This window comes from Chryseobacterium sp. (assembly GCF_022712095.1).
Lineage (GTDB): Bacteria > Bacteroidota > Bacteroidia > Flavobacteriales > Weeksellaceae > Chryseobacterium.
Map to the genome: position 1 here is coordinate 1 of NZ_JALAHD010000064.1, position 6715 is coordinate 6715.

General features: G+C 35.2%; 5 protein-coding genes. 2 read left to right on the plus strand and 3 right to left on the minus strand.

The genetic code is table 11. The annotated features are described in order from the left end of the window. The first annotated feature begins 78 nt into the window (after positions 1-78). Together Q0A18_RS03030 and dusB are read left to right on the plus strand one after the other, a co-directional pair. A complete protein-coding gene (locus tag Q0A18_RS03030; RefSeq protein WP_292008694.1) occupies positions 79-3276 on the plus strand; it encodes a hypothetical protein in 3198 nt (1065 codons plus the stop codon). Between the two features lie 150 nt (positions 3277-3426). Further along, on the plus strand, positions 3427-4419 hold the full coding sequence (dusB, locus tag Q0A18_RS03035; RefSeq protein WP_292008695.1) for a tRNA dihydrouridine synthase DusB: 993 nt from the start codon (positions 3427-3429) through the stop codon (positions 4417-4419). A gap of 55 nt (positions 4420-4474) precedes the next feature. Here the strand turns inward: dusB and deoC are convergent, their stop codons facing one another. Genes deoC through Q0A18_RS03050 form a run of 3 tightly spaced genes read right to left on the minus strand, consistent with a single transcriptional unit; the run spans position 4475 to position 6665 of the window. Further along, positions 4475-5218: a deoxyribose-phosphate aldolase gene (gene deoC, locus Q0A18_RS03040; protein WP_292008696.1), complete on the minus strand. Its 744-nt coding sequence runs from the start codon at positions 5216-5218 to the stop codon at positions 4475-4477. A gap of 4 nt (positions 5219-5222) precedes the next feature. Further along, on the minus strand, positions 5223-5693 hold the full coding sequence (locus tag Q0A18_RS03045; protein ID WP_292008697.1) for an Lrp/AsnC ligand binding domain-containing protein: 471 nt from the start codon (positions 5691-5693) through the stop codon (positions 5223-5225). Positions 5694-5729: 36 nt separating this feature from the next. Further along, a complete protein-coding gene (locus tag Q0A18_RS03050; protein WP_292008698.1) occupies positions 5730-6665 on the minus strand; it encodes an endonuclease in 936 nt (311 codons plus the stop codon). Positions 6666-6715: the final 50 nt, after the last annotated feature.

The following is a 6715-nucleotide window of genomic DNA, read 5'->3' on the forward strand; positions in this document are numbered from 1 at the left end:
GTTAACATTTTTTAAGTATTTTTACGAATTATTTTTGAGGGCTTGCGGAATTTTACTTTAATACTCTTTTTATTGTTTATGGGCTTATTTTTTAGTAACGCCCAGGTTTTTTCGTGGAAGAACCCCAATATTCCTGAAGATTCTCTTAAAAAAGACAGTATTATCGCTTTAAAGCTTGAGCAGGATTTGTTTACAAAAGATACTTTAGACTTCGTAAAAACCAAAAATAAAATTATTGTAGATGAAGCCGTTCTCATGAAAGATGATAAAAAAAGATTTCTGGGAGAGCTTAATTCTAAAGGTTCCATTATACGTGGTATTACTTTCGGTAACAATCAGGGTCAATCTGTACAAAGTTCCATGGACCTTCAGATTTCCGGAAGGCTTTCCAATGATGTAACCATATTAGCAAGTATCTCGGATCATAATCTTCCTATTCAGGCTGACGGTTATACACAGACACTGGAAGAGTTTGATAAGATCTATATGCAGCTTAATATTAAGGATAAATCAATCCTACGGGCTGGGCACCTGGATCTGGTTGATGAAAAGAATTATTTTGCCAAATATCAGCGGCGCAGTATGGGACTCCAGTTTCAGACAGAATTTGGAAAGGAAAACAAAACATTTGTTGATGTTTCAATGGGAGTTGCCCGAAGTGAGTTTCACAGGATACGTTTTCAGGGTGTGGAAGGGAACCAGGGACCTTACCGTCTGACAGGGAAAAATGGGGAACAATTCATTACTATTATCTCAGGATCCGAACAGGTTTTCATTGATGGTATTTTAATGAAACGCGGAGAAAACCAGGATTACATTATTAACTATAATACCGGGGAAGTTACTTTCACCAGTTTCCGTCCAATCTTTCAGCAAAACTTCATTACTATTTCCTTCAATTATACCAATAGGAATTATTCCCGTTATTTATTTACTGGGAAAATTGAGCATAAAAGGGAAAAGATGAAACTGGGCTTCAACTGGTTTATGGAGAATGACAATAAAAATGCACCTTTATCTTTAAACTTATCCAAAGAGGATGAACAGATTCTGGCCAATGCAGGAAACAACACCGATCTTATGTATGCTCCGTCTGGTGTGGTAACGGAATATGATGTCAATAAAATACTATACCGTCTCGCCCCGGGAGCAAATGGTGATTTCTATGAATTTTCCACAGATCCTAATGAAACCCTTTATCAGGTTTCTTTTACTTATTTCGGAACAGCGCTTGGAGATTATATATTAAAACAGACAACCAATAACGGACGTGTATTTGAATATGCAGGTCCTAATGCTGGAGACTACAGAGCGGTAAGAAAACTTCCTTCTCCGGAAAAATCACAGGTATTTTCCGCTAACTCGGAGTTTCTGCTTAAAGATGGAAAAATAGGAGCAGATATCGCCTTAAGTAATTATGATCTGAATCTATTTTCATCTAAGGACTCCGGACAGAATATAGGATATGCCGGAAGAATTTTCGGGAATAAAACATTTACAAAAAATAACTGGAAAGGAACTCCAAGCTTTGAATATCAATATATCAATAAACAGTTTCACATTCTAGACAGGATTAATGACGTGGAATTCTCGAGAGACTTTAACCTGACTCAGGAATTCAACCAAAAAACTCAAAACCGATTTATTTTCAGCTTCCTTAATAAATGGAATAATAAATCTACCCTGAATTATCGGATCAATTATCTTGATGAGCAGGATACTTACAAGGGTATAAAAAATGACCTGGATTTCAGCTGGCTAAAAAATAAGTTCAATACAAAAGGGAACCTCTCCTATCTGAACACTAATGCAATCTTACAGGATACTAAATTTATAAGAGGAGGTGTGTCCACCGAATATACTGGTAAGAAAGGAAGCTGGTCTTTCGGAGGAAGTATGGAACATAATGAGAAAAAGTATAATGATACCCAATTAATGGATGTTACAAGTTTCAGCTGGAAAGAAGTTTTTGTTCAGAAAAAAATTGGAGACACGCTTAGAAATAAATTATTAGCTAAGGTCTACATGAGAGACAATGACTCAGTTCGTGATAACAGGCTTCAGAATATGAATAATATCCTTGGGATTATGGCAGAAAGCCAGTTGATAAAAACTGAAAAAACTACACTGAATGCCTTAATTCATTATAGAAAATTCTTTTATCAAAGTCAGGATATAGATATGACCCGAAACAACGATTTCGTAGTAGGAAACATTTTATATAACCAGCAGCTTTTCAGAAATGGTATGCGTTTACAGGCATTTTATGAATTAGGAAACGGCCAAGAAGCACAAAGAGAATTTCAATATCTTAAAGTTACCGATGGACAGGGAATTTATAAATGGACAGACTATAACGGTGATGGGGTTCAGCAGCTCGATGAATTTGAAATTGCAGAATATTCCGATCTTGCTCAATATATAAGAGTATACACCAATTCTGTAAAATATATTCCTTCCAACAAAAATAAATTACAGCTTGCCCTATTCGTCAATCCATCAGTTGTTTTCAATTCAGAGAACAAATTTTTAAAGCGCTGGAATTTTAACATTTCCCTGAACTCTCAAAATTCATTTTATAAGCAGGACAAAGTCTTTGTATTAAATCCTTTTGAGAAAAATGATAATCAAATTCTGAAAAACCAGAATATCCTGACTTCCGTACAGTTCAATCCAACTGATAAATCCGGATGGAATGGTAATTACCGGTTTATTTCTAATGACAATCTCGTGAATGCCAACTTCAGCAATGAAGAAAGGGAACAAACTTCACATTTTGTAAATCTCGGATACTGGTTTAATAAAGAATTCAGAATTGACTGGGAAAATTCCATCCACGATATTAAAAACTCATCCCAGTTATTTACAACCAGAGATTATAAGCTTAATAATATCGAAACGAAGCCGAAAGCTACATACAAATTTACTGACGCCATTCAGGCAGAACTTTCTTCTGCTTACCGTCAAAAGAAAAGATTAGATGGTGAAGAATTCCTCAAAACCTTTGATATTACAGGTACCATCCAGTGGGAACGTAAAAAAACATCAATAAGAGGAAATTTCTCTTTCATTAATAATGACTTTACCGGGAACAGCTTCAGTATTGTAGGAAATCAGATGCTTGATGGCCTTAAATCCGGAAAAAACCAAGTATGGAGCGTATTCATACAACAGGCCATTAATTCTTTCCTACAACTCAATCTGAATTATGAAGGAAGAAATTCCGGAGACCGTACTATCCATATTGGAAGCATGCAGGTAAAAGCCAGTTTCTAATTTGACAATTTTTCTATACTTAAAAAAATTAACATTAAAAGAGACAGAGCGTTTAAAAAATGTATTTAAACTTAAATTTTATTTTACAGTAGATTATTCACATAGATATTATCTGTCTGTTAAAAGTTCAGAATTTTGTAAATTTGCATCATGATAAAAATTGGCAACATACAACTGCCGGAATTTCCGTTATTACTGGCACCTATGGAAGATGTAAGCGATCCTCCTTTCAGACGCTTATGTAAAATGCATGGGGCAGATTTAATGTATTCAGAATTTATTTCTTCTGAAGGCTTAATTCGTGATGCCATGAAAAGCCGAAAAAAACTGGATATTTTCGATTATGAAAGACCTGTAGGAATTCAGATTTTCGGTGGAGATGAAGAAGCAATGTCTATGTCTGCCAAAATTGTCGAAACAGTAAACCCTGATTTGGTGGATATCAATTTCGGATGCCCAGTAAAAAAAGTGGTTTGCAAAGGTGCTGGAGCGGGTGTTTTAAAAGATATTGATCTTATGGTACGACTTACAAAGGCAGTGGTAAGCTCCACCCATCTTCCGGTAACGGTAAAAACACGTCTCGGCTGGGACAGTACTTCCATTAATATTGATGAAGTGGCAGAACGTTTACAGGAAACAGGAATAAAAGCGTTAACAATACATGCGAGAACCCGTGCTCAGATGTATAAGGGAGAGGCTGATTGGGAGCACATTTCCAGAATAAAGCAAAACCCTAATATAGAGATTCCTATTTTTGGAAACGGAGATATTGATTCCCCTGAAAAGGCTTTGGAATATAAAGAAAAATATGCCTGTGACGGAATCATGATCGGGCGCGCAGCCATAGGTTATCCTTGGATATTCAATGAGATTAAACATTTCTTCAAAACAGGAGAACATTTACCGAACCCTACTATTACCCAAAGACTTGAAGCTGTCCGCCAGCATGCTGAATGGAGTGCAGAATGGAAGGGTGAAAGATTAGGTCTTATTGAAATGAGACAGCATTACAGTAATTATTTCCGAAGTGTTCCTCATTTTAAAGATTTCAGAAAAAAATTCCTGGAAATTTTCACATTAGAGGAAATGGATGTTCTGATCAAAGAAACACAAAAGTTTTACTCTGAATATGAACAAGTATAAAATACAAAAGCCATCAAATTTATGATGGCTTTTTTATGAGTTCATTGTTGTTATTTTAATAACTTTCCGAAGCTGATTGATTTTTAATTAACGCTAGCGCTGAAGAAGTTCCGATTCTTTTCACTCCCATATTAATCATTTTTTCTGCATCTTCGGGAGTTCTTACTCCACCCGCTGCTTTCACGGGAAGCTTTCCGGCATTATCAAGCATAATCTGTATACCTTCAAATGTAGCTCCGTTAGGCTTCCCTCCTGTAGTCTCATAAAATCCCGTAGAGGACTTCACAAAAATATGAGGTAAATCTTTATCGGCAAATCTATCTTCTGCCCATTGAGATATCTTTTTAGTAAGATCAGCAATCTGATCATCAGCCAAAGCCGCAATTTCGATTATCCATTTCGCTACTTTATGATTTTTAAGACATAGCTCTGTACATCTTTCAAACTCATCTTTTACTAAATCCAGATCTCCTCTGGTATAAGCATTATAATTGATTACAAAATCTAATTCATCCGCTCCGTCTTCTATCGCTTTCGATGCCTCAGCCAGTTTTTCATCAACGGAATACGTTCCCTCGTGAAAGCCAATAACAGTTCCTACTACAACATTCGAATTCTGTTCCTTAAGAAATTTCTTTATTTTATTTACATAATCCGGCCTTATCATTACTGCGTAAATTCCATTATCAGCAGCTTCCTGAGCCAGTTCTTCATCTTTTTTAAGAGTTTCTTCTTCGGTTAAACCTGATTGTAAAGGAGTCTTTAAATAGGTAGAATCCAAATATTGAGCAATATTCATATCATTATACTTTAAGTTGTCTGTAAATACCTTGCTCCAAAGATATGAAAGTTTCTGTTCTTGTCACTCCTTTTAATTTCTGGAGTTTGTTCAGAATCTGCATCAAATGATCATTGTCTTTACATAAAACTTTAAGGAAAATCGTATAATTACCTGTTGTATAATGAGCTTCTACCACCTCATTAATATCCTGTAATGCTTTTACAACTTCTGAGTAGTGGCTTGGCTGATCTAAGAATACACCAATATACGATGTTACCTTATATCCAATTTTTTTAGGGTTCAGGAAAGAAATAGAATTTTCGATAACACCTGCGTGCTCTAATTTTTTAATTCTTTGGTGAACTGCTGTTGTTGAAATTCCAACATTTTTCGAAATGTGTGCTAATGATGTTTTAGCATTGTCCATCAACATGTAAATAATTTCTTTGTCGATCGAATCTAAGTGATAACTAGTGTTGCTTGAATTTTTCATTCTCTACTTTTTTATATTTATGTTTTGCTTTTTCTTTTATCCACTCTCAAATTTCACATATACAGGAAAATGGTCGCTATATCCTCCCAAATACCGTGTTCCGGCATATGTACGGAAAGGACGTCCTTCAAACTTCCTGTCTCTGTTACTGATCTTCCCGGAGCTGAATACACCAGCCTCCTGAAAAGAAAGAGTTTTATCACCTTCAAAAAAAGATTTGGATAATATGATCTGGTCATATAACAGTCCAGATTGATAATGAAAAGTAGAATAGTTCCTTGCGGAAAACAATGCTAGAAAAGGATTTTCCAACACTTTAATATGGTTATCACCATAAACAATTTTCATCAATTTTTCATCATCTGGGTTTTCATTAAAATCACCGCACAATATCACATTTTCCTTGTCTTCATTTACTATTTTCAAAATTTTTTCCCTGATCTCTTTCAGGATAAAGGCCCTTTTGGGTTCGTTAATATCTTTTTCACGCTTTGAGGGAAGATGCGCAATAAAAACATTAATAACCTCACCTTTATATTTCACTTTTGAATAGAGTACATCCCTAGTTGTGTCGTAATTATCTGGGTCTTCATCTATAATTTCAAAAAAGAAAGTAATAGGATCCGAATCTATTATTTCTATTTTATTCTTGTCATATAGTAAAGCCACATCCACCTTTCTTTCATCCATAGAATTGTAGTGTACAATTCCATATTCAGAATTAAATGGCGGCATCTCCACAAGTTCTTCTAAAACTTTTCTACCTGAGACTTCAGCCAGTCCTATCATAAATGGTAAAACACCATTCTCCTCCTTCATCAGTTGAAAAACATGTGAAATCTTGAAGAGCTTATTCCTATATTTTCTGGTGTCCCAATTTCTCAGCCCTGATCGCGTTGGATCTAATCTATGAACTGGTGTTGGGTCTGGTAAAAACAAATTTTCTACATTGTAAAAACTGAACAGCTCCATCAACACATATTTCTATTCTTAACTTCTATTTTTTCTATTTTATTTTATAA